A 25,208-nucleotide genomic window follows, 5' to 3' on the forward strand; every position below is an offset into this window, starting at 1 on the left:
ACCACTAAAAAATGGTATTTTTTTATTAAACATTTATATAAAGGGGAACAGTATGAATAAAATTGTTAAATTTGGGGGTTCATCTTTAGCTGATGCAACTCAATTTAAAAAAGTAGCTAATATTATCAAAAGTGATAAATCTCGTCGTTTCGTGGTACCATCCGCACCGGGAAAAAGATTTAAAGATGATATCAAAGTGACTGACCTATTATATCAAGCTTATAATGCTAAAGATAATAAGACTTTTGAAGAAACATTTAAATTAATTAAAGCTCGTTATCAAGATATTATTGACGAATTAAAATTAAATTGTTCTTTAGAAAAAGAATTTGAAATTATTAAGAAAGCTTTTCAAGATAAAATTGGAATTGATTATGCCGCTAGCCGTGGGGAATACTTAAATGGAATTGTATTAGCTAACTATCTTGGTTTTGAATTTATTGATGCTAGTGAAGTTATCTTTATTGATGAACATGGTAATTATGATCAAGAAATGACTGATCCAGTTTTATCTAAACGTTTAAGTAACGTTAAAAATGCCGTTATTCCAGGTTTTTATGGTTCTGCTAATGATGGCAGCAAAACAATCAAAACATTTTCCCGTGGAGGAAGTGATGTAACTGGTTCAATCGTTGCAAGAAATGGTCATGTTGATTTATATGAAAACTGGACTGATGTTTCTGGTTTCTTGATTGCTGATCCGCGAATTGTTAAAGATCCTGATACTATTGGTACAATTACATACAAAGAATTACGTGAATTATCTTATATGGGAGCAAGTGTTCTTCATGAGAATTCTATTTTCCCAATTCGTAATGAAGGAATTCCAATTCAAATAAAAAATACTAATCGTCCTGAAGATGAAGGAACATTGATCGTTGAAACAACTTGTCATAAACCAGATCATGTTATTACCGGAATCGCCGGTAAAAAGGGATTTGCTACAATCATGATTGAAAAAGATATGATGAATAGTGAAATTGGTTTTGGTCGTAAAGTACTACAAGTATTAGAAGATAATGATTTATCATTTGAACATACTCCTTCAGGAATTGATACAATGACAATTGTCGTTGAGACTGAATCTTTTATTGATAAAGAGCAGGAAATTTTAGCCGGTATTCATCGTGCAGTTCAACCAGATTCAATTGAATTAGAATCTGATCTAGCATTAATTGCAATTGTTGGGCGCGGAATGAAAGATGGTCGTGGAACTGCTGCTAAAATCTTCACAGCCCTGGCTCAAGAAAATATTAACATAAAAATGATTGATCAAGGTTCATCAGAATTAAATATTATTGTTGGTGTAAAAAATATTCATTTCAAAAATGCAATTCGTGCTATTTACAAAATGTTTATTACTGAAGAAAAATAAAATTAATATAAAAACATCCTCCTAATATGTAGTGAACCCCTCTGTTTGGGCAATGATGCGTACCCTCTTTACTGGGCAAACCAGTAAGGAGGGTTTTTATATGAAATATGATTATGGATTTAAGTTGAAGTGTGTTGAACTATATAAAAATGGTCGATGGCATGAAACACCAGAAGGAATTGGACAAAAAAACTTTAGAAAAGGAATTACTACATGGGTCAAAATCGCTGACTTACATGGAATAGATGCTTTAAAACATCCTACCACCTGCACTGAGTATACTGTGGAAGAAAGATACGCTTTAGTTGCCAGGGTTCTAGCTGGAGAATCTCAAAAAAAGTGTTGCAATAAGTGCTAATATTAATCACAGTCAATTGTCAAACTGGGTAAAACGATATAAAATATATGGATATAATGGTCTCGATTTAAAGAAGGGACGACATAGTAAGGAGCAGCCTCTGAAAAAATCTATAATATCAAGTGAACTTACTCCTCCTGAGAAAGAAGAACTAATACGTTTAAGAGCAGCAATCGTTAAAGAAATTCGCGAAAAAGGATATCGATTAAAGCATCTTCTAAAGGCATGAGATGATGAAACTGATAAAAGAAATCTTTGACCAAAATAAGGGGACGCTATGGAATTCGTCAAGTTCATAGAGAGCTTCTAAATCGCGGTTATCTGGTAAATCATAAGAGAGTGCAACGACTTATGCATAATATGGGATTATTAGGTAAACGTCCTAAAGAGAGATACCATTCTTATAAAGGGAATGTAGCAGATAATATTATTAATAGAATTTTAATGCGAGTAGACCATTACAAAAATGGACTACTGATGTATCTCAATTCAATTTTGCATGGGGAAAATGTTATATTTCTCCAATATTAGATAGGTTTACAAATGAGATTATTTCCTATGATTTATCACCGCATCCTAATCTTAAACAAATTACAGATATGCTGACTCAGGCATATGAAAAGTTTCCCATCCTTGAAGGATTGATTTTCCACTCAGATCAGGGATGGAAATATCAACATGCTCATTATATCAATTCATTAAAAGAACACAGTATAATACAATCAATGTCTAGAAAAGGAAACTGTTATGATAATTCGGTAATGGAAACTTTCTTTGGCCGATTAAAAAATGAAGTCTATTATGGGTATGAAAATGAATACAATTCATTTTCAGAGTTTTCTACTGCAATAAAAGAATACAGAAAAAACAAAATGGATGCCACCTGTTTTGTACAGATTAGCATCCATGGCATAATTTTTTTAAAACTAAATTTAAACGTGTCCAGAAAACTGGGTACACATCACAACCAACTAGAAGGGTTCACTACATTTAATGGGGCTGTCTTTATATTATCAATAATCTATATCTACCCTTATAAGTTTTAGAACATCATAATAGAGATAAATCAATTTTAATCTAATAAATATAAATATTTATCAATTTAGCGTATTTTTAAATCTTGCTAATACTAGATGGCTAATTTAAAAAATATTAATTTTTTTAATATTTTATTTTTCGCTTAGACTATTAGCCTTACTTTTCTTTCTGTTACATCCTATTACGATACTTCCTGACATCATAAGTGTGACCGCTAAGACACCTATATTATTAATATCACCTGTTTGTGGCACCTTACTAGAATTAGAAGAATTTGTATCATTATTTGTCTTATCTACTGGTTTATTTTCTGGTATAACTATTCGTTCTATTACATCAATTGTAATTGTCTTAGTTGATGAAGCACCTTGTTTATCTGTTACTTTATAAGTTACATTATATGTTCCTTCCTTATTTGTATTTACATCATTTGCTGCAATATTTGCTTCCGTTAACTTGATTATTCCATCTTCATTATCATATGCTGTCACATCTTTCAGTGGATCAAATGTATCTCCCACTGTCAGTACTTTATCTTCTGCCACAATTGTTGGTACTTTATTAATAACAGCGGGTGGTACGTTATTCTGTACAACTTCTACGTCTACAAATTTGCTTGAATAATCCGTCTTTTTATCGAAATTCAACTGTTCTGTAAAAATCGATAATTTATATTCTCCTGAACTAAATGATTTAGAATTCAATCCAATTTGATTTAAATCAATCGTCATTGTTCCTACATTTACTTTGTCTAGATTATCTTTTATATTCCCATAATACATAACATTATTATTTTCATCTTGAACTACAACACTCAAGTATTTTCCGTTTCCTATTGCTTCAAAATCAAAAGTTATCTTATCACGTTCGGTCTTAATATTTTCTATATTTAATTTTTGTTTATCATCAAGTAATGTTAATTTAAACTCATTTGTCTTACTATCGTTGACTGCTTTAATACCAATAATCTCTTTTTGATTATGACTTTTAACCAGCATAACTTTAGAAGTGTCTATGTTCATTGCTGGACGCATACTTTGTACTGTGTACATATTTCCATAATTTAATCCTCCAGCACAATTTGCACCATATACACTGTTACTATTTAACACAAATACAGGATGATACCGCATTCCATTTTCCATTGGCTTTGTCCAATGTTCCTCATATGAACGTATTAAATAATTTTTATCATCAGAACTAACACGACTTTTATCTCCAGTATGTAATCCAAGAGGTGCTTGATTTCTATTAAATGGAACACTGCTAAAACCATAACACTTATTGGTAAGCTCTTGTATACTTAAAGGAAACCATTTACTAGCAGTCATTTCTGTAGTACCTAATTTTTCCAAACCAACCGCTACATTTTGTGCATCTTCACTACTTTTTGAAGAAAAAATAATGCCCTCATTTTCAATTGACGAAAACTTATTTTTCATTTCATCTTCCATATTAGTCTTTAAATCACTTTTGTCCCATTCATAGCCTTTTTGCCAATATATAGGAGTTTCCCCTGGCTTTACATTACTATAATCAAAACCATAATCATTTTCACGATACCAAAAACTAGTTCCAATAGTCTTATCAGAGAACAAAAACATAGTACTATTTGCATTCTTACTAAAATCCTTATTATCTGAATCTAGGAGTTGCCATTTCAATGCTGAACCATCCGTATCTTCTCCATAGTAGATATAATCACCTTGCCAATTATCCTCTAAACTCTCTGTATAAATCGGGTCAAATAGTCCCCCACGTTGAGACTGTATCATTGACATAACATTCTGATGAACCAGCGTATTCTTTTCTAAAGCAAATACTGTATAATTATTTCCAATAATATTTATAAGTCCTACTACAAAAGATAATCCAACTATTAATATTCTTTTTAAATACAACATTCAGTTTCTCCTTATTTTAAATCAAATCTAAAATTTTTATTTTCTTTAAATATTCTTCAAAATGTTTTTGCATTGTACAATAAACTTTTCGAACAGGGCAAGTTTCTGTAGCAAATCTGCTACAATATTTATCTTCCTCAAGACAACTGTTAATTCTTATCGTTGGCTCAAATATATCTATAATGCTAAAAATACTTATATCCTTTGGGTGTTTTTTTAATTTAAATCCTCCCTGTATCCCTGTAGCAATGCTAATTATTTCATTATCACTTAGTTTCTTCCCGATTTTAAATACTGTACTTTGGGGAATCCCAAGTGTTTCTGATAATTCTTTCGACTGGACAATATCCTTTTTTATAGCGATATATAGAACTATTCGTATTGCATAATCAGTAGAAACCTTCAACTGCACCTCGTTTTCCTCCTTCCTTTCTAACTTAACCGATGTTAGGTTAGTTTCAAAATCCAGAAAAGTACAGCTATCTTTCCGATGGAAAATAAAGTAGACATTATTTTCCACTTTATATATAATAATTAATAGAAAAATACAGTTATATTTTTATGTGTTTCTAGCATAATTATTGGAAATAATACACGGAAATAAAAGTCTACCATGTTTGTCAATCGTGGATAAAAAAATCTACCTTATTTTACAAATACTTCTATTTTTCTATTCTTTTTTTAATTCATACCGATTTACCCAATTAGAAAATGTCGTATGATTGGTACTTAACCGTCTTGCACACTCTCTTTTGCTTATCTGTTTTTCCTTATAACACAAATAAATCTCTTCAAAATTTTCTGGATAAGGTAATTGAGGGCGTCCAAATCTGACCCCTTTTTCTTTTGCAGCCTTAATCCCTTCTGCTTGTCTTTGTTTTGTATTTTCTCTTTCTATTTGTGCGACATACGACAATACCTGCAATACTAAATCAGCAATGAATTTTCCTGTAATACCATTAACTTGATTTCTAGTATCTAAAAGTGGAAAATCTAACACAATTATCTCCACTTCTTTCTTCTTTACCAAATATCGCCATTGTTCAATAATTTCATCATAATCACGTCCTAATCGATCAATAGATTTAATATAAAGTTCATCACCTTTTTTTAGTTTTTTCACCAATTTCTTATAACCTTTTCGATTAAAATCCTTACCAGATTGTTTATCGATGAACATTTGTCTAGTACCTAATCCAATTTCTTTCATCGCAAATTTTTGTCTATCAATATTTTGATCTTTGGTTGATACACGGATATAAGCGTATTTATTCATTCACATTCCTCCTTATAAGAAAATAATACTTAGAGAATAAAAAAATGTATATATCTATTTAGAAATATACATTTAATCAAATATAAATGAAATTTTATAATTACAAACAAGTATTCTCTATTTATCAACAATATTATTCATTTTCTATACCTCATAATATTGATTAACATAGATACTTCAGCACAATAAAAATACATCCAAAAATTGCTTTTGATGCAAATCATTGAAATGTATTTTTGTTATTTCTATTTAGCAGTTAATCCAGCCATTGTTATATAATTATAAGGTTGATTAAAATGTGGCAAGAAGAAGATATCAAGCAATGCCAATTTATCAATTGTCAAATGCTCTTGAATCGCTAATGAGAACATATGAATTCCCATCGAAATATCATATTTTGATGCCATTTGACACCCTAAAATCCGCCTTGTTTCTTCATCATAAACAATTTCTATCATTACTTCTTGATTTTCTTTTATAAATGCCGGTTTTTGAAGATCACGATATGATACTGAAGTAGCCTTAAAACCTAATTTTTTTGCTTTTGATAAAGTTAACCCCGTTGATACCATCTTTAAATCATAGATACAAATTCCATTTGAGCCTTGAACTCCAATACTTTCTAGTGGTTGACCACAAACATTATGAGCAGCAACAATTCCCGAACGAACTGCATTTGTTGCCAATGCGATATAGTTAACATCATCAATCGTATTATCATAAACAGTCGCACAATCGCCAATTGCATACACATCTTTTAATGATGTTTCTTGTTTTTTGTTTACTAAATATGCCCCGTTAGAATATAGTTTAAGTACATCTTTTCCTAACTCATTATTAGGTTTAAAGCCAACCGCTAAAATAACCATATCTGCAGCATATTCACCTTTATCTGTTACAACTGATTCAACTTTTTGATTACCCTTAATTTCTAAAACAGATTGATTGAATGCCAATTTAATTCCATGTTCTGTTAAATTTTGATTCATTAAATCAGTAAATGAATGGTCATAATACGCTCCAAGGCAAGTATCAGCACAATCAATTAAAGTAACCTCTTTATCACAACGTCTAAATGCCTCAGCCAGTTCTACACCAATATAGCCACCACCAACTACTACAATGTTTTTTAACTCAGGATTATTTAATTTTTCAATTACATCTTGAGCATTTTGATATAATTTTACCATTTGAACATTTTCTAAATCACTACCAGGAATCGTTGGACGCATTGGTAAAGATCCACATGCTAAAATTAATTTATCATAACTTTCTTGATACTCTTTACCGTCCTTACCTTTTGCATAGACAATCTTTTTTTCATAGTCAACATGTTCCACTATCGTTTCCATGTATATAATTGCACCTTTTTCTTCCAATAATTCTTTACTTGAATAAAATAGTCCTTCTGGTCCATCAATTTGTTTTCCGATCCATAATGCCATTCCACACCCTAAAAAACTAATATTGCTGTTTCCATCAAAAACAACTACGTCATCTTCATAGTTATCTAGAATCGTATTAATCGCAGCTGTTCCTGCATGATTTGCCCCAATAACAATAATTTTACTCATTTTTTCAGTCTCCTTATTTTTTATATTATTATCATACCCATCATTTGTATTTATTTACAACTGATATGCACCAAAAAATTAGGAAACTATAACTACTAAAATAAAAAAGAGAGCCTTGCTCTCCTAAGCATCTTTCCACATTAACGCAAAACGTACAGCCTTAGCCCATCCTTCCAGACTTTTTTCACGTCTAGATTTGTTGATCCTTGGAACAAATTCATAATTTAATTTCCAATTATTCTTTATCTCCTCTTTACTAGCCCAAAAACCTGTTGCTAAACCTGCCAAATATGCTGCTCCTAATGCTGTCGTTTCTACAACCTGTGGACGATGAACTTTACAATTTGATATATCACTTTGAAATTGCATTAGAAAATCATTTTGACTTGCCCCACCATCTACTTTTAAACATCTCAACTCAATCCCAGTATCTTCTTGCATTGCTTTTAAAACATCATTAGTTTGATATGCAATAGATTCTAAAGCTGCTCTAATAAAATGTTCTTTACTGCAACCTCTTGTCAGTCCAACAATAGTTCCTTGAGCATAAGGATCCCAATATGGAGCACCCATTCCTGTAAAGGCCGGCACTAAATAGACACCATTAGTATCTTCAACTCGATTAGCATAATCGCTTGACTGAGGTGTACTTTTTAACATTCTAAGGCCATCACGCAACCATTGCATTACTGCTCCGCCAACAAAAACACTGCCCTCTAAAGCATAACTAACTTCATTGTTATCACTTGCTGCAATCGTTGTAATCAATCCGTTTTTAGAATGATATATTTCATTACCAGTGTTCATTAGCAAAAAACACCCTGTTCCATAAGTATTTTTAGCTTCGCCCGGTTCATAACAACATTGTCCAAATAAAGCTGCCTGCTGATCTCCAGCAGCACCCGAAACAGGAATATGTCCACCCAAAATTCCTTCTTTTGTATATCCATAAACGCAACTTGATGGTTTAACTTCAGGCAACATACTCTTAGGTATTTTGAAATATGCTAATAATTCATCATCCCAGCACAGCTGGTGGATATCAAACAACATAGTTCTTGAAGCATTTGTATAATCAGTGACATGAATTTTACCACCTGTTAAATTATAAATCAGCCAAGTATCAACAGTACCAAATAGTAATTTATTTTGATTGGCTAATTCTCGAGCGCCATCGACATTTTCTAGGATCCAAGCAATTTTCGAAGCCGAAAAATATGCGTCAGGAATTAAACCAGTCTTAGCAATAACCATTTCTTCTAAACCATCTTTTTTTAACTGCTCAATCATTGCTGCAGTTCTTCGACATTGCCAAACAATCGCATTATAAATAGGCTCCCCAGTATCTTTATTCCAAACAATTGTAGTTTCTCGCTGATTAGTTATTCCTATTCCTGCAATTTCGTCAGCTTTAGTATTATTCAATGCCATTGCTTCACTGGCTACTGCTAATTGTGAAGACCAAATTTCCATAGGATTATGTTCTACCCAGCCTGGTTGAGGAAAAATTTGTTTAAACTCACGTTGAGCCATCGCACTTATATTTCCTTTTTGATCAAATAAAATACAACGTGAACTAGTCGTTCCTTGGTCTAAAGCCATTACATATTTAGCCATAAAGCTCATCTCCTCCAATCGATTTTGTTGCAACAATATCTATCCCACTATCTAAAATATTAGCAACAATTATTTCATTCATACTAATTGGGGCTTGTACTTCGATTTCCTTTAGTATCTGTATACATTCAAAAATTTTATCTTTGGCAATTCCCCCATTACTCTTAACACTTAACATATAAGGACTATTTTTCACTCTAATTGTCGTTGTTAGAATTCTAGTAGGATTAGAAATTTCTGCTAATGCATATTTTTTACCACGGATACAACGATTACCTGTAACCACATATTCCTCATCAATATACCGAACTTCTAAAGCACACCCTAACGGACAATTTATACAAGTCAGTTTAATCACTTCCATATCATTCATCCTCCAATGTAATTAAGATTTTTTTAATATGTTCGTTTAACCAGTCTTTTTTTATTACAATTTGTTCCATTTCACCAGGTGCAAGTACTAATTTACGTTGATGAATCTTCCTATCACCATCTAGATACAATGATAGATATTTATTTTGATAAACCTTATCAACTCTAAAACGAACAATAACATTATCGTCATTATTAGGATGAATTACTGAAGGAACTACATAGCGAATACCACATTCATATGAAATCGTAATAGTTTGACACAAAACAAGATGGTCTCGCAAATATTTAGCCGCATTTATTCCCGCCAGCTTTGCCTCATTAGATACATAATCAACTAAATCATGAACATGCAGAACATTACCACAGGCAAATATCCCCGGTTGATTTGTCTGCAAATAATCATCAACAATCGCTCCCTTAGTTAAACTTGAAAGCATAACATTAGCTTTAGTACTAATTTCATTAGCAGGAATCAACCCTACCGAGAGTAATAATGTATCACAACAAACGCGTTCCTGACTGCCTTCTATTACGTTAAGATTTTCATCCACCTTTGCAACAATAACAGCCTCAAGTCGTTCCTTTCCTTCAATATCAATAATTGTATGTGACAACTTTAAAGGAATATTATAATCATCTAAACATTGAACAATATTACGTTTCAACCCACTAGAATACGGCATTAGTTCGATAACCATCTTTACATTTGCACCTTCAAGTGTCATTCTTCGTGCCATTATTAAGCCAATATCTCCTGAACCAAGAATTACTACTTCTTTCCCCGGCATATAGCCATCAATATTAACAAAATATTGCGCTGTCCCAGCACTATAAATACCACTTGGACGGTAACCAGGAATATTTAATGCCCCACGACTCCGTTCACGACATCCCATAGCTAAAATTATTGCCTTAGCATGAATCATAAATGTCCCACTTGTTCCATTCATCGCAGTTATAACCTTGTCATTCAAGTCAATTACTACTGTATTTAATAGATAGGGTATTTTTAATTCATCTATTTGACGTCGATAACGTTCAGCATATTCCGGACCAGTTAATTCCTCATTAAATGTATGTAAACCAAAACCATTATGAATACATTGATTTAAGATTCCCCCTAAACACTCATCACGCTCAATAATAATTAAATCTTTTACACCTGCTTCATATGCCCCTAAAGCAGCGGCCATTCCCGCCGGTCCACCACCAATAATCACTAAATCTTTATTCATGATTGACCTCCTTATTTAATCCCACCAAATAGGTTGAATGTTTACCATTTTTAGTAATAGTAAAAATATCCTTATTTAATTCCTGACTTAATAATTTCATTGATTTATTTAAACAAAAACCGGATTGACATTTTCCCATCCCGACACGAATTCGTCTTTTTAATCCATCGATCGTAGTTGGGGATAGTGGACGATTTATTGCTTCAATTATTTCTCCAGCACTAACATTTTCACAAAAACATACTATTTGGCCATACAATGGATTCTTTGCAATCAATTGGTTACGTTTTTCAAGTGGCAATTCCATCACCTTAGTAATTCCTTTGCGATATTTAATAAAATTTTCTTTAGCTTTTGCAGGATACTTTTCGCCAACTAAATCATAAACATATTTGCCAATCGCTGGAGCACTTGTTAATCCCGGTGATTCAATTCCCGCCACATCAAAATATCCTGGATTATCTAGATCCTCTTTAATTATAAAATCTCCTGTTGTATTATGAGCCCTTAATCCAGCAAAAGAAGTTATTTGATTTGCATAAGGAACCTGCTTAATGCTTAAAGATGCGCGATCAACAATATCCTTTTGTCCTTCTATCGTTGTATTGATCTCTTCACGATTACAATCAATTGCATCAGGACCAATCATTAAATTACCATGTACAGTTGGAGTAACCAATACCCCTTTTCCTAACTTAGTCGGTAATTGAAAAATCGTTTTGCTTACCATTGAGCCAACGGTTTTATCAAATAAAACATATTGCCCTTTACGCGGAACTATTTTCATTTTCTCATTGCAAATTAGGTTATGAATCAAATCACAATTAACTCCCGCAGCATTAATAACGATCTTACTTTGATAACACTTATCCATAGTTTTAACAATATAATGATCAATATTTTTTTCAATTCCCACAACTTCTTGAGTAAATTTAAATTTCACACCATTAGCATAAGCATTTTCGGCTAATGCCAAAACAAGATCAAAAGGGCAAATAATGCCACCAGTTGGAGCATAAAGACCTTTTAAAACATTAGGATTTAAATTTGGTTCCATCTCAAGTAATTCTTTAGTATCTAAAACTTTCAATCCTTTTACCCTGTTTATTAAGCCTTGCTGGTATAATTCTTCCAAAGCTTCAAATTGACTTTCATCAAAACATAATACTAATGAACCATTTTGGACAAAGGGAATATCTAAATCTTTAGCTAACTGCGGCATCATTAAATTCCCTTCTAAATTTAATTTTGCTTTCAAGGTTCCGGGTTTAGCATCGTGACCAGCATGAACAATTCCAGAATTGGCTTTAGATGTACCTACACAAACATCACTACCTTTTTCAAGAACAAGAATTTTGCGTTGATCTCGAGACAATTCACGAGCAATCGCACAGCCCGTTACTCCCGCTCCAATAATAATTATGTCTTCCATAAAGTGCTCCTTTCTAAACAAAAATAGGGACGATTAAAAAATCCCCCTGCGTAACTTTTCCTATTTATAATTTTATCACAAACAACTCGTTTAAACACCATATATAATTATTATTACTTGTTTTTTTAAACATAAATAAAAAAGCAGAAGTTTTCCTCCTACTTAAAAATTATTCAGTTTGCTTCCCGTTAAAAACAATCAGACCAGTAATTGCACTTAAAATAATGAAACATCCAATTAATTTAACGATTGTTAACTGTTCATGGAGAATAATAATCCCAAAAATAACACTTGTTACCGGTTCAAACATACTTAAGATTGACGCTGTAGCTGCACCTAAATATCTAACCCCCTGTTGTAAACAGATAATTCCAACGATTGATGTTAAAACTGCAATCAAGAAAGAATAGCCATATGCTTCAACTGGTAAAATCAGTTCAAGCTGACCACTGATCAGTCCAATCATTAATAATGAGATTGAAATAACGATTGCAAAATAGAAATTTAATACATAAGGATTCAAAGACTGTAATCCTAACTTTTCAATACCTACCATATAATAAGCAAATGTTATACCTGAAAACAGAGCCAAAAATAGTCCTAAAAAAGATGAACCACCCAATTCGATAAAAAATAAAATTCCAAAACTAGCTGTTCCTAAACATATTTTAACAGCTTTAGATAATCTCTCTTTATAATAAAAGAAACATATTAATGAAACAAACATCGGGTAAAGAAAATGAAGTACCGTAGCACTCCCAACTTGAATAAAACTGTATGAAGTATATAGTGCCGCTACAGTCAAAGCATTACCAATAATTCCTACTAAACAAATATTCTTTAACTGATGTAAAGTTATTTTATAAGGCAATCTTTGGCATTTCATAATTAAAAATAAGATTGGTATTACAAATAAATGTCGAAAAAAGGCCATTGTAATTCCATTGCTCCCCATTGAATAAGTTATTTTAGCAAGAATCGGGGTAAAGCCAAAAATAACTGCTGATAAAATTGTTAAAAAATATCCTTTAGTTTTCATTTTTCCTCCATAAAAATAATAGATGTGCTATGCACATCTATTATCCCAAATCTTCACCATTAGTTTCAATAACTTTTTTATACCAATTAAATGATTTTTTCTCTCTTCTTGAAAAATCACCTGTTCCATCATCATATCTTTCAACATAAATGAAACCATAACGCTTAGCATATTCTCCTGTTGATGCAGATACCAAATCAATACATCCCCATGGTGTATAACCAATTAAATCCACACCATCTAGAATTGCTTCATGCATTTGTTCAATGTGACTTCTCAAATAATCAATCCGGTAATCATCATTAATTGAACCATCTGCTTCGATTTCATCATATGCTCCTAGACCATTTTCAACTACCATTACTGGAATTTGATAACGATCATAGATTTCATTTAGTGAATAACGTAATCCTTTAGGATCAATTTGCCATCCCCAATCAGATGCTTTTAAATATGGATTTGCTACACCGCCTAAAATATTACCTTCACCAGCCCCTTTAGTTGGATCGGCTGTTTGACATACTGACATATAGTATGAGAATGTATAGAAATCAACTGGTCCAGCTTTTAATATTTCTTCATCCCCAGGCTCCATCGTTACTTCAATATTATTTTCTTTAAAATAACGCTTCATGTATGTTGGATAATATCCACGGCATTGAACATCACTACAGAAATAGTTCATGATATGATTTTGTTGTTGATTTTTAATGATATCATCAGGATCACAAGTTAATGGATATGATGTTGCATAAATCATCATATTACCAACTTTATAATCAGGATCAATTTCATGGGCTAATTGAACTGCTTTAGCACTAGCAATAAATTGATGATGCAATCCTTGAAAACGTAATTGGGGATCATCAACCTGATTTGTAAAATCAGTGCTTTTTTCTTGTTCATTTAAAATTCCTTGTGATAAAAAAGCTCCCATTGGCATCGTTGCGCTATTAATTTCATTAAAAGTTAACCAATATTTTACTTTACCTTTATAGCGTTCAAAAATAGTTTTACAATAATTCATGTAATAGTCAATCATTTCTCGTGATGCCCAAGCATTGCATTTCTTTGTTAAACCAAACGGTACTTCATAATGTGAGATTGTGATCAATGGTTCAATATTATATTTTAAGCATTCATCAATTAAATCTTCATAAAATTTTAATCCTTCTTCATTTGGTGTTGTTTCGTCACCATTAGGAAAAATTCTTGTCCAAGCAATTGAAAAACGATATACTTTAAATCCCATTTTAGCAAATAAAGCAATATCTTCTTTGAAACGATGATAATGATCAATTGCCATATGTGATGGATAGAAAGTCCCTTCTTCTAATGTTGGTGTAATTCTTTTACTTTGAGTATGGCTTCCACCAGTACAAATGTCAGGGCATGAAATTCCTTTTCCACCTTCGTTCCAACCACCTTCTAATTGGTTAGCAGCAGTTGCACCACCCCATAAAAATCCTTTTGGAAAACTCATATAATACCTCCTTGTTTATGTCATGTACATTTTAACTGATTATTCAGATATTACAAAATTTTTTTCAACTCTTGAAAAAATTGTTATTACTCTTTTTATTAGTTAATGCCCAGGCACTAATAAACGAAGCAATTGGAACAGTTAATACGATTCCTAAAGTACCAGCAATTCCTTGAGCAAATTCTATTGCAATATAATTAGAACTTAATAGTTGTTTAATGTCGACATTGTATGAAAATAAGACTAATAATGAAACAAATGCACTACCAGTAAATGCTAAAATCAAGGTATTTGTCATCGTACCAATCATATCTTTACCAATTTCTATTCCTGAATCAAAAATTTGTTTTTGAGTCAAGTTTGGCTGATGATGAAATAATTCTGATAAGGCAGAAACAATTGACATTCCAACATCCATAATTGCCCCTAATGATGAAATTAAAATCCCTGCAAATAAAATATCTTTAATCGATAATCCCGTAGCTTGATTAATTAACACAAGACTTTCTGCCTCATCAACACTAAAACCATTAACTTTTAGTACTAATGACATTAAATAAAATCCCCCTGCCGATAAAACTACCCCTAAAACTGTTGCCACAATTGCACTGTAAGTCTTTTTAGAAGCACCATTTAACAACATTAATGTAACAATCGTTGATAAAGCAACACAGATAATACTCATTAATACTGGTGAGTAACCTGAAAATACAGTTGGCAGTAATAGAAAAATTACTAAATATAATGTATAAGCTAATCCTAAGATTGCTTTAACCCCTTTTCCGCGCCCAATTGCAATGATAACAAGCAATAATACACAAGTAAAAATAATCATTCCTAAGCCACGATCAAAATTATAAACCGTATAATACGAGTCTATTCCATCTGGTTCATCAGCTGAGATAATCACTTTCGAGCCAATCGCAACTTCAACATTATGAGCAGCTGTTAGATAATTATCGATCTCTACTCTTTTTCCTGCACTTTTTCCTTCAAGAATCTCAACCACAACTACTTGTTTTCCAAGATTTATTTTTAAATCTTGATCATATTCAAGATTACTGCTCGTTATTTCTACTATCTTCCCGCTAACAAAATCAGTTGAATCGTTATTAACCCGAGAATAATCCTTAGCTAAATATTGATTAAAAAAACCAGCTGCAATTATCGTAATGAGCATAATGATAATAACAACACGATTCTCTTTTAATTCATTAAATATCTTCATAAATGACCTCTAATAAAAGTTAGTGGTAATCAATGATTACCACTAGTTATTTTAACTTTTCTTCTTTTTTTGATTTATAAGCAACTAATGAACATCCCAAAGCTGTAAACAATAATGTTCCCCAAGCAATAAGATTACTATTATCACCGGTTACAACCTTATTATTTGTCGTTGTAGTAGAATTATTTGTATTTGATGGCTTAACTGTTGGAAGATTAGTATTTGAACCATTACCTGTATCTGGCTTTTTATTTTCTACATTGTTAACTAAAACAAATTGTCCTAATGAAGCTGTTTCAATAATAATCCGTCCATCTTTAATTGTATATGTAATCGAATTTAGTGTTATATCATTGTTTTGACTATCTTGTACTTGATAGATCAATAACTTACTAGCATCATATCCCTCTGGTAGTGCTAATGATAATTGAACCTTTCCTAATGGATTTATAATATTTCCATTTTTGATTAGTGATAGATCAAATACTTTAAAATCCTTATCACTACCTAAAATAGTATTTAAGGTATTTTTAATTCCTTGATATAAGTCACCCTCATTCACTTCAACTGCTGATAAAGTACTGTTTTTTTCAACTGTTCCTACTGGAGCAACTACTCTAATATCATTTGCTGTTTCTTCTGGTACTAATGTAATTTCTTGATTGTTTGTTTCAACTGATTTATTAATAGTGAATTCATCTAAAGTTGACCATTGATTATCATTACTGTTGTATAAATAAGTTGTTACTTTAAAACTATTTTCACTAACTTCAATATTTGAAATTGAACGTTGTTTTGATTGATCCATTTTAGCAACAAAGTCAGTACTAATATTAGTCTTGATATCATAATACTTGCTGCCACTTGCTGAATTGGCAGTTAAATATAAGATTCCTTCAGGATCTGTTACACTAGTTAAATCCTCTGTTTCTTGACTAACTTTCATTCCTTTCATCATATTACTACGTACATAAACATGGTCATGTCCCATTAAAACAACATCAATACCTAAATCATCAAATACAGGTGTTAATTCTTCACGACGTTTTAAAATAGAACTCTCTACTGAATGAGAAGCAACTGAATAAACTGAGTGATGGAAAACAACTACTTTCCAACGAACATCTTGATTTTCCTTAATTGCTTCTTTCATAAATGCTTTGTGTTCTGCGGTACTTGTATTATTTGTATTGATATTCATAAATAAAGTATTATTATAAACATACCAATAATCAGTTCCTGCTGCAGTTTCCCCTTTAGCAGTTTCATTTGGCAAATTGAAATGTTGTGTATAAGCATTTGAACTACTATCATGATTTCCGATTGTTGTTGCCTGAGGTACACTTGTTAATTCTTCATGATCTAAGTAGCCACTGTATTGATTCTCGTCACTTGCAGTATTAACTTGGTCACCAGCTGAAAGAATGAAGTTTGGATTAAACTTATTAATTGAATCACTTAATGTTTTATCCCATCCTTCTGTATCTTTTGAAGCACTACCACTTGCTCCAATTTGTGGATCACCTGCAAAGATGAAGTTATAACTTCCATCAAAATCTTTAGTTGTGAAATCATAAATTTTGCTCACTTGATCACCATTAACAACGCGATATACATATTTAGTATTTTCTTCTAAGTTAGCCAATGTTGCTTGGTTATAGTAAAATCCCTTATCGTTTGCCTGATTATTCGTAGCTTCAACCGTTGTAAATTGACTTGGGAATTCACCATTGATCATAGCTCCTGCTTTAGCCAGCTGAACAGTTCCCGAAGTATTAGTATTAGCGTACCAGGTAAGATTCATTCTTGTTTCATCTTCACCGATAGTTAAATTAAGCGCCTTTTGTTCAACTGTTGTTTCTTCTTGGCCGTAATCAACTTGAAGATTATTAAACTCAAAATAGATATCTGAACTGCTCGCACGACCCTGATGTAATTCTACAGCAATCGTATTTTGACCAGTCTTAATAACATCTTTTAACTGTTCTTTTGTTAGTGAAATAACTCCTTCTTTAGGATTACTAGCATTTGAACCGCCATAAGACATGTTTGATTCAAAGCCACCCTCTGGTTCATCAAACGATGCTACCTTAACACCGTTGATATAAACAATTGCTGCATCATCATAATAGAGTTTCCCACTTAGACTACTGAAATCATCTAAATTACTAATATTAACTGTAGTTCTAAAGAAGAATGCTGGAATATCATCTCCATTAACTCCATTAATATATTGATTTAATAAAACTGTTGGTACAAAACCATCGCCTAAATCTTCTAATTTTCCTTTTTTTGCACCAAATTTTCCAGCTTCACTTTTCCACTCTGAATCGTTATAATCTGCTTTTGTCCAGGCATAACGGTCAGTTTCAGTTCCCGGATCAACATTATTGTCTAAATATTTCCATGTTGTTGCCGTACTAATCAATTGCGCTGAATCTCCAATTTTTGTTGTTTCAGCATAAGTTGGTGTAACTTGATAATCTTGCGCTACATATCCAGCCGACATCAACAATGCTAATGTCGCCATTGAAACTTTTAAAACTTTGTTTTTTTTCATTGTCTATTCCCCTTTATTTTTAACACCAACATCTTATCATTCATAAAATATAACAACAATACGGTTTACAAAGACTTAATTAAATTAACACAATATCTATTTTAGATACAAAAACTAAAAAAACGTTACCCAAAAAGTAACATTTCCTTAAAATATCCTCTATTTTTTTACATCTGCTTTACCTAAATGAACATAATATAATTAGTGATATATCATTATAATATATAATTATTATCCTTATTTTTTAATACCGCACAAATTCATTTCATTTACAAAAAACTGCATACCCGATTTTCCTCAAAAATTTTCATAATCTCATTTTTCACCTCGACTAATGATGGTAATACAGCAGATGTACGAGCTAATACTTCTTTACAATCAGGAAGATAATCTGGAATACAAACCACTGGAATATTAGCGGCATTTGCTGCCAATATTCCATTTGTTGAATCTTCTAAAACAAGAGCATGATCAGCCGCTATTTTAAAATATTTTAAAACTTTTAAAAAAATTTCCGGATCTGGTTTACCATGTTCAAGATCATCACCGCCAACAATCAAATCAAAAATATTCTTTAAACCAGCTAAAGCTAAATATTCATTAATCTTACTATAGGCAGAAGAAGATGCAACTGCTATTTTTATTCCTTTATTCTTTAAATATGTGATTAATTCAAATAAGCCAGGTTTAATTACGATCCCATGCTTATATAAATAATCGCTTCTAAGTTTTTTTGATAATTCATGAATCTCTTTTGCTGGACAATCTTGACCAAATTTTGATTTCATCAAAGCATAATGATCATTGGCATTGATTCCAATCAGCTTATAGCGAAATTCTTCTTCAATTATGTATCCAAATTGTTTAGCCGCACTTGCAAAACAGACTGCTCCCAATGGTTCTGTATCAAACATTAAACCATCCATATCAAAAATCACCAATTCCAATATCATTGTTTTATTTAGTGATTATCTTTTCAATTTCTAATTTAACTTCATTCAATGAAGGTAATGTGGCATATGTTAATTTAGTAATATCTTGACCATGTTTAACTAAGTCAGGTACACAGATCACGGGAATATTTGCATTATGAGCGGCCATGATTCCATTACGAGAATCTTCTAAAATCAAAGCTTCATTTTTTTTCAACTCAAAGTGTTCAAGCACTTTTAAAAAGATCTCCGGATCCGGCTTACTATGTTCAACCATATTTCCAGCAATAATGTAATCAAAGACATTATCAAATCCAGCAAGATGATTATACTCATCGATTGTCTCTTTACTTGACGATGATGCTAAAGCAAGCTTAATTTCTTTTTTTTGTAAATAATTTATTAATTCACATAAACCAGGTTTGATTATCATTCCATTTTTTCTTAAATAAGCCATTCGTGTTTTACGTGATTCTTTACTAATTAGATCATAAGGATAATCAGCACCAAATTTTTCTTTAACTAATTTTTGGTAATCATTAGCATTCATGCCAATTGAACTTAATCCAAATTCTTGATCAATAACATAACCAAATTTTTGAGCTGCATTGATTAAACAATCCATTCCAATTTGTTCAGTATCATACATTAAACCATCCATATCAAAAATCACTAATTTTAAATTCATCATTCTTCCCCCAATATAATAAAAGAGCGTTTTTTCGCTCCCTTATCTTACTATATTTTCTTTAATAATACAATTAACTTAAATCATCACCATTAGAGGCAATAACTTTTTTGAACCATTCAAATGATTTCTTTTTAGAACGTTTTAAAGTTCCATGACCTTGATTATCTTTATCAACATAGATAAAACCATAACGTTTCTTCATTTCGCCAGTACCTGCTGAAACAATATCAATAGGACCCCAGTAAGTATATCCAATCAAATCAACACCATCTTTAATTGCTTCCTTTAAAGCTTCGAGATGATCTCGAATATAGGCAATTCGATAATCATCATTGATTGAGCCATCCACTTCAATCTGATCAATATTTCCCATTCCATTTTCTACAATAAACAAAGGTACTTGATAGCGATCATAAAGCTCATTGCATACATAACGTAATCCTAAAGGATCAATTTGCCAGCCCCATGGTGTTTCTTTTAAATATGGATTAGCTTTTCCAATGACACCGCCAGTATTACCTAAAATTGGCATTCCATCTTCATATGTTGTTGTTCGATAATAACTAAATCCTAAATATTGTGAAGGGTAATCTTTAATTAATTCAAAATCTTCAGGACGTGTGTCCAACTGAATATTATTTTCCTCAAAAATTCGTTTAATATAACTTGGATATTTACCTCTAATCATCACATCACTGAAAAATAATGAACGACGACGTAAATTATAAGCACCCATTACATCTTCAGGTTTACAAGTAGCTGGATAAACACCACTTAATGACAGCATACAACCAATCTTTGCATCTGGAATAATTTCATGACACAGCTTATTTGCTCGACTACTTGCAACAAACATATTATGAGCCGCTTGAAATTTATCTTGTAGATTACTATCATGACGGATTGCTCCAGCAGCAAAAGGAATCGTATGAACATTATTTATTTCATTAAAAGTCATCCAATATTTTACTAAATCTTTATAACGATTAAAAAGTGTTCGACAATATTTTTCAAAAAAACAAATCAGTTCTCTAGATTTCCAGCCACCATATTGTTCTACTAAATGTATTGGTGTTTCATAATGTGAAATCGTTATAACTGGTTCCATTCCCAGCTCCAGCATATAATTAAACATTTCCTCATAGTAATTTAACCCTGCTTCATTTGGCTCTTCATCATCACCATTAGGAAAAATACGCCCCCATGAAATACTTGTTCTAAAACAATTAAATCCCATCTCACTCATCAATTGCAAATCTTCTTTATACCGATGATAAAAATCAATGGCCTCATGACTAGGATAATATTTACCAGGAATAACACGATAGTCAGGTACATTGATTAATCCTGTACTAACGTCAGTAACATTAAGCCCTTTCCCATCTTCATCATAAGCCCCTTCAGCTTGATTGGCAGCAATTGCACCACCCCATAAAAAATTCTTTGGAAAGTTCATTGTATAAATTCCTCCTTGATATTACTATCTTAGCATTATCAATTTTAAAAATTATTCTTTTTCATATTTATAAAAGGCTTTTCAAAATATGAAAAAAGTGTCACGGTTTATATGGGAGAGGGGCCGTGACACTATACATGATATTATATCAGTCTTAAAAAAAGTTGTCTAGACTATTTCAATAAAAAGGAGTTAGGACTGGGATGTCCTAACTTTGTGGGGAGGGAAGAATAAATTCTTCCTTCATTTTGTGCTTATGCACATTTGGGATAAAGTGGTTCATTACTGAACCGCCCTTATAATAGCATATAAATTTCAAAAAGGAAATTTATTTTAACACAAATTTAACAAATATTGATAATATGGTAATATTTTTAACTTGAACACCTTAAAAATGTATTTAAATTATCGCCAATTACTACCATCACATCGCTTCAAAAATTCATTAATTAAATAGTCTAAATGCTCTTGATTTTCTGTTCTAACCATGTAAACATGATTACCCATCGCTGCACTTAAAACTTCAGGGACATCAACATCAAGCATAATATTTCCACCGAACTGACTAATTAACTGGTCATGATCAAACATATAACCAATATCATTACGACGACCAATATATGCAACTAAATATTTCTGCTTTAGTTCTATAAAACATTTATCATAAATTACCATATCAGCCCAAATTGTATAAACGTCACTTTCATAACTGAAATTTATCATATCTGGCATATAAGCCCCCGGAGCTCGCATATTGACTTCTAAACCAACTAAATCACCTTTTTTCCCTAAACCTTCTTTATCTGAATCAAGTCTGAAAAATTCGAAATGGAAAAAACGACTTCTTGTATCAAAAGCTTTAACTACTTTCGTTCCAATTTCTTCTATATCACTACCAGCAACAAAACGATTACAAAAAGCAGTGTCACAATGCTCATTTACATTATCCATAATTGAATTTAACATAATCGTGCTATTGGCGATTAAAACATTTTTATTACTGTCGGTAATTCCGTCAAAAGTTTCAACATGTCCGTTGACATATTCTTCCATAATATAAACACGCTCATCTTTAGTAGCAAAAAAATATTCTAATTCTGCTTGATTATTCAGTTTATAAGTAGATGTAGCTCCAACCCCATTATCCGGCTTTACCACAACTGGATACCCGACCGCATCAATAAAATTCAAAGCATTTTCAAAAGTATCAATTAGACAATATCGTGCCACATTCAAACCAACACTTTCATAAACGGCTTTCATCTTTGATTTGTATTTCATCACTGCCAAATCTTCAAATTTAGTACCACTGCATATATTAAAATCACTGCGAATTCGTGCATCAGTCTCCAACCAATATTCATTTTGACTTTCAACAAAATCAATTCGACCATACTTACTAATATAATAAGCTACCGCTTTATATACTTCATCATAATTTTCCAAACTATTAACACGATAATACTCACTTAAACTTTCTTTTGTTTCATTGCTAATCTCACTATATTGAGCATCTCCAATTCCTAAAACATTTACTCCACGGTTTTTTAATCGAGAACAAAAGTTATGAAAATATAAAGGAAAATGCGGTGAAATAAATACTACATTCATATGTAATTCCCCCTATAAAATATGATTTATAAAATACGGCAATTGAATTTGCCACCAGTCCCAATCATGATTAACATCATATCCCCAATAATCAATCCAAGCTGGAATATCCTTATTCTCCAATAATTCTTGCATACGATGAGTTGAATAGATCATTTCATCTTCCCAGGCACCTTGACCACAGCATAGAATAATATCACAATGGCGGTACATTTCTACATATGGATGATCATATGACATTCCTTCTAAATATTGAATAGGACTATTATTATAAAGTCTCTCATCATGATAATTACCAAAAAATAAATCACTATCATAATATCCACTCAAACAAATGCATCCTTGAAATATATCAGGTCGCCTAAACATAAAATTAGCTGCATGAGTCGCTCCCATTGAACATCCTGTAGTATATATTTTTTGACCAGTACCATTAATATCAAAAATTCTTGGAATTAGTTCATTCATAACATAATAGTACCACTGCTCCATCATATAAGTACGATGCGGTCCATTTCCGCCTTCATCAGACCAACATTCCCCATCAATACTATCTAAACAAAATACTTGTATTGATCCCGCTTCGATCTTGTCTGCAATCACACTTACCATACCAAAATTCTCAAAATCATAAAACCGACCATCTTGAGCAGGAAAAACTAATAGCGGAATGCCGGTATGCCCATAGATTTTAAATTCCATTTCTCTATTTAAACAATTACTATATTCTTTAAAATATTCAACTTTCATTAACAGACCTCCTTTAATACCTTATCAATAAAATCATTTACTTCATCCATTGTTTCAAAGCGAGCAGTATATGTATAATTTCCCATCGCTCCTGATAAAATATCCGGCATTCTTTCGTTCATTACAATATGATTACCATACATTGCCATCAAAGCATCATCGTTATAATAATATTTCTTGCCATCACGGCGTCCACAATAGATACAATGATAGGAACGATTAGTATAATATTCACTATGATTGTATGTGACCATATCTGCATAGATATTATAAACATCAATATCATTAGCCCAGTTCATCATATCTGGCGTATAACCACCAGGTGGTCGCATATTAACTTCTAAACCAATAAAATCACCTTTATTTCCTAAGCCAGGTCGATCTTCTAATAATTGAAAGAACTCACAGTGAAAGAATCTAGCGTTCACTGGAAACTCCTTTACTACACTACGCCCTAATTTTTGTAATTCCTCAGGAATTTTTCGCAAAGAATAATAGTGAATATTACTATGATTATTAACTACATCCATAATTGAATTAGGAAAAACATGTGATGTTTCAAATAATACCTGATGCTCATTATTAGCAATTCCATCATATGAAAGAATCAAACCATTAACAAATTCTTCCATAATATATTGGGTAATATGATCAATATTATAGAACTCCTCTAACTCTTGATCATTATTAATTTTATATGTCGCAGCTGCTCCAACACCATTGTCAGGTTTAACAACAACGGGATAACCCACTTCACTTATAAACTTCCTACCATTTTCTAAAGTATTGACAAGATGATAGCGAGCTGTTTTTACCCCAGCTTTTTGATAATAAGCTTTCATTCCTGACTTAGTTTTAAAAATCTTGGTAATATCTTCTTTCATCCCCGTATTGACATTAAAATCTGTTCTTAATTTGGCGTCGAGTTCTAACCAATATTCATTATTTGACTCAAGCCAGTCAATTTTTCCATATTTACTTGCTAAATATGCTACACAACGATATACATTATCGTAATTTTCCATGTTATTAACATAACAGTATTCAGTAACTGAATTTTTAAGTTCTTCACTAATACTTTCGTTTGGCATGTCCCCAATTGCCAAAACATTAACACCATGGTTTTTCATTCGATCACAAAAGTTCCAATAATTCTTGGGAAACATTGGTGATATAAATAAAAAATTCATCAAACCCCTCCTTTATTGTATACAATGACTTTTCATTGCTTAACATAATTATAACATACAAGTTAAAAACATGTTTAAAATATA

Annotated in this window: 21 protein-coding genes and 1 pseudogene; 4 read left to right on the forward strand and 18 right to left on the reverse strand. The window is 31.8% G+C overall.

Annotated elements, in window-relative coordinates; translation table 11 throughout:
* The first annotated feature begins 52 nt into the window (after positions 1 to 52).
* The 4 genes and pseudogenes from EYR00_RS11065 to EYR00_RS16135 all read left to right on the forward strand — a co-directional run.
* Positions 53 to 1,375 carry an aspartate kinase gene (locus tag EYR00_RS11065; protein WP_003536170.1) on the forward strand — a complete coding sequence of 441 codons (1,323 nt, stop codon included), beginning with the start codon at positions 53 to 55 and terminating at the stop codon, positions 1,373 to 1,375.
* 100 nt (positions 1,376 to 1,475) lie between these two features.
* On the forward strand, positions 1,476 to 1,733 hold the full coding sequence (locus EYR00_RS15625) for a hypothetical protein (protein ID WP_009301278.1): 258 nt from the start codon (positions 1,476 to 1,478) through the stop codon (positions 1,731 to 1,733).
* Positions 1,734 to 1,988: 255 nt separating this feature from the next.
* A complete protein-coding gene (locus tag EYR00_RS16130) occupies positions 1,989 to 2,264 on the forward strand; it encodes an IS3 family transposase (RefSeq protein ID WP_003536166.1) in 276 nt (91 codons plus the stop codon).
* A pseudogene (locus EYR00_RS16135) lies at positions 2,195 to 2,779 on the forward strand (transposase); the annotation flags it as partial. The gene EYR00_RS16130 and the pseudogene EYR00_RS16135, both read left to right, overlap by 70 nt.
* A 123-nt stretch (positions 2,780 to 2,902) precedes the next feature.
* Here the strand turns inward: EYR00_RS16135 and EYR00_RS11085 are convergent.
* The 18 genes from EYR00_RS11085 to EYR00_RS11170 form a co-directional block, all read right to left on the reverse strand.
* Positions 2,903 to 4,675 (reverse strand): immunoglobulin-like domain-containing protein, encoded by a 1,773-nt coding sequence (locus EYR00_RS11085; RefSeq protein WP_003536164.1) that lies wholly within the window; start codon positions 4,673 to 4,675, stop codon positions 2,903 to 2,905.
* Between the two features lie 16 nt (positions 4,676 to 4,691).
* On the reverse strand, positions 4,692 to 5,087 hold the full coding sequence (locus EYR00_RS11090; RefSeq protein WP_008791326.1) for an RrF2 family transcriptional regulator: 396 nt from the start codon (positions 5,085 to 5,087) through the stop codon (positions 4,692 to 4,694).
* A 258-nt stretch (positions 5,088 to 5,345) separates the two neighbouring features.
* Positions 5,346 to 5,951, reverse strand: coding sequence for a recombinase family protein (locus EYR00_RS11095; RefSeq protein WP_003536161.1), 606 nt, complete (start codon positions 5,949 to 5,951; stop codon positions 5,346 to 5,348).
* 245 nt (positions 5,952 to 6,196) lie between these two features.
* Positions 6,197 to 7,525: a H2O-forming NADH oxidase gene (nox, locus tag EYR00_RS11100; RefSeq protein WP_003536142.1), complete on the reverse strand. Its 1,329-nt coding sequence runs from the start codon at positions 7,523 to 7,525 to the stop codon at positions 6,197 to 6,199.
* 123 nt (positions 7,526 to 7,648) lie between these two features.
* Positions 7,649 to 9,142 carry a glycerol kinase GlpK gene (gene glpK / locus EYR00_RS11105; RefSeq protein WP_003536141.1) on the reverse strand — a complete coding sequence of 498 codons (1,494 nt, stop codon included), beginning with the start codon at positions 9,140 to 9,142 and terminating at the stop codon, positions 7,649 to 7,651.
* Positions 9,135 to 9,506 carry a DUF1667 domain-containing protein gene (locus tag EYR00_RS11110; RefSeq protein ID WP_008791325.1) on the reverse strand — a complete coding sequence of 124 codons (372 nt, stop codon included), beginning with the start codon at positions 9,504 to 9,506 and terminating at the stop codon, positions 9,135 to 9,137. Before EYR00_RS11110 ends, glpK begins: the two co-directional genes overlap by 8 nt.
* 1 nt (position 9,507) lies before the next feature.
* Complete coding sequence (locus EYR00_RS11115; protein ID WP_003536139.1) at positions 9,508 to 10,752, reverse strand: NAD(P)/FAD-dependent oxidoreductase; 1,245 nt, start codon at positions 10,750 to 10,752, stop codon at positions 9,508 to 9,510.
* Positions 10,745 to 12,184 carry an NAD(P)/FAD-dependent oxidoreductase gene (locus tag EYR00_RS11120; protein WP_003536138.1) on the reverse strand — a complete coding sequence of 480 codons (1,440 nt, stop codon included), beginning with the start codon at positions 12,182 to 12,184 and terminating at the stop codon, positions 10,745 to 10,747. Before EYR00_RS11120 ends, EYR00_RS11115 begins: the two co-directional genes overlap by 8 nt.
* A 169-nt stretch (positions 12,185 to 12,353) precedes the next feature.
* Positions 12,354 to 13,223: a DMT family transporter gene (locus tag EYR00_RS11125; protein ID WP_003536137.1), complete on the reverse strand. Its 870-nt coding sequence runs from the start codon at positions 13,221 to 13,223 to the stop codon at positions 12,354 to 12,356.
* 40 nt (positions 13,224 to 13,263) lie between these two features.
* Entirely contained in the window at positions 13,264 to 14,706 is a 1,443-nt protein-coding gene (locus tag EYR00_RS11130; RefSeq protein WP_003536136.1) for a glycoside hydrolase family 1 protein, read from the reverse strand.
* A 64-nt stretch (positions 14,707 to 14,770) separates the two neighbouring features.
* Positions 14,771 to 15,934 carry a YibE/F family protein gene (locus EYR00_RS11135; RefSeq protein WP_003536135.1) on the reverse strand — a complete coding sequence of 388 codons (1,164 nt, stop codon included), beginning with the start codon at positions 15,932 to 15,934 and terminating at the stop codon, positions 14,771 to 14,773.
* 46 nt (positions 15,935 to 15,980) lie between these two features.
* Complete coding sequence (locus EYR00_RS11140) at positions 15,981 to 18,494, reverse strand: purple acid phosphatase family protein (RefSeq protein WP_003536134.1); 2,514 nt, start codon at positions 18,492 to 18,494, stop codon at positions 15,981 to 15,983.
* 269 nt (positions 18,495 to 18,763) lie between these two features.
* A complete protein-coding gene (locus EYR00_RS11145; RefSeq protein ID WP_003536133.1) occupies positions 18,764 to 19,447 on the reverse strand; it encodes an HAD family hydrolase in 684 nt (227 codons plus the stop codon).
* Positions 19,448 to 19,451: 4 nt separating this feature from the next.
* Positions 19,452 to 20,114, reverse strand: coding sequence for an HAD family hydrolase (locus EYR00_RS11150; protein WP_022008080.1), 663 nt, complete (start codon positions 20,112 to 20,114; stop codon positions 19,452 to 19,454).
* Between the two features lie 73 nt (positions 20,115 to 20,187).
* Positions 20,188 to 21,573, reverse strand: a complete 1,386-nt coding sequence (locus EYR00_RS11155; RefSeq protein WP_003536131.1) for a glycoside hydrolase family 1 protein — start codon at positions 21,571 to 21,573, stop codon at positions 20,188 to 20,190.
* Positions 21,574 to 21,978: 405 nt separating this feature from the next.
* Complete coding sequence (locus EYR00_RS11160; protein WP_003536130.1) at positions 21,979 to 23,184, reverse strand: ATP-grasp domain-containing protein; 1,206 nt, start codon at positions 23,182 to 23,184, stop codon at positions 21,979 to 21,981.
* Between the two features lie 12 nt (positions 23,185 to 23,196).
* Positions 23,197 to 23,934: an esterase family protein gene (locus EYR00_RS11165; protein WP_003536129.1), complete on the reverse strand. Its 738-nt coding sequence runs from the start codon at positions 23,932 to 23,934 to the stop codon at positions 23,197 to 23,199.
* Complete coding sequence (locus EYR00_RS11170) at positions 23,934 to 25,124, reverse strand: ATP-grasp domain-containing protein (RefSeq protein ID WP_003536128.1); 1,191 nt, start codon at positions 25,122 to 25,124, stop codon at positions 23,934 to 23,936. Before EYR00_RS11170 ends, EYR00_RS11165 begins: the two co-directional genes overlap by 1 nt.
* Between the last annotated feature and the right edge of the window lie 84 nt (positions 25,125 to 25,208).

This window comes from Thomasclavelia ramosa DSM 1402, from assembly GCF_014131695.1.
GTDB classification, from domain to species: Bacteria; Bacillota_I; Bacilli_A; order Erysipelotrichales; family Coprobacillaceae; genus Thomasclavelia; species Thomasclavelia ramosa.